1 protein-coding gene is annotated in these 447 nt (G+C 71.4%); it reads left to right on the top strand.

The annotated features are described in order from the left end of the window. Positions 1-44: 44 nt before the first annotated feature. A partial coding sequence (locus QSK22_RS33345) for an AMP-binding protein (protein WP_285498493.1) occupies positions 45-447 on the top strand: 403 nt, incomplete at its 3' end.

Below are 447 nucleotides of genomic sequence, written 5' to 3' on the forward strand. Positions count from 1 at the left end.
GGGCGGACCGGGTCGCCCGCCTTCTGCGCGATGCGGGTGTGGGTGTGGAGTCGGTGGTCGGGCTGTGCCTGCCGTCCGGCGTTGAGATGATCGGCGCGATTTTGGGTGTGTGGAAGGCCGGGGCCGCTTATCTGCCGCTCGACGCGCAGTCGCCCGCCGAGCGGATCGCGTTCATGCTGGCCGACAGCGGCACCCGAGTGGTGCTGGCGGATCGTCAGGCCGACACCGCACTGGCCGAGCGGCCCGCGAGCACGGCGGTCATCTGGCTCGACGAACTCCAGAAGACCCCCGGCCCCCTCGACGGCGCGCCGCCCGCCGACCCACACGGTTTGGCCTACGTCATCTACACCTCCGGCTCGACCGGTGTTCCGAAGGGGGTGGCGGTGACGCACGGGGCGCTGGCGAACTATGTGGCGTCGGTGTCGGAGCGGTTGGGCTGGTCGGGTG

Origin of the sequence: Actinomadura sp. NBRC 104425, from assembly GCF_030269545.1 — a bacterium.
GTDB lineage: Bacteria > Actinomycetota > Actinomycetes > Streptosporangiales > Streptosporangiaceae > Spirillospora > Spirillospora keratinilytica.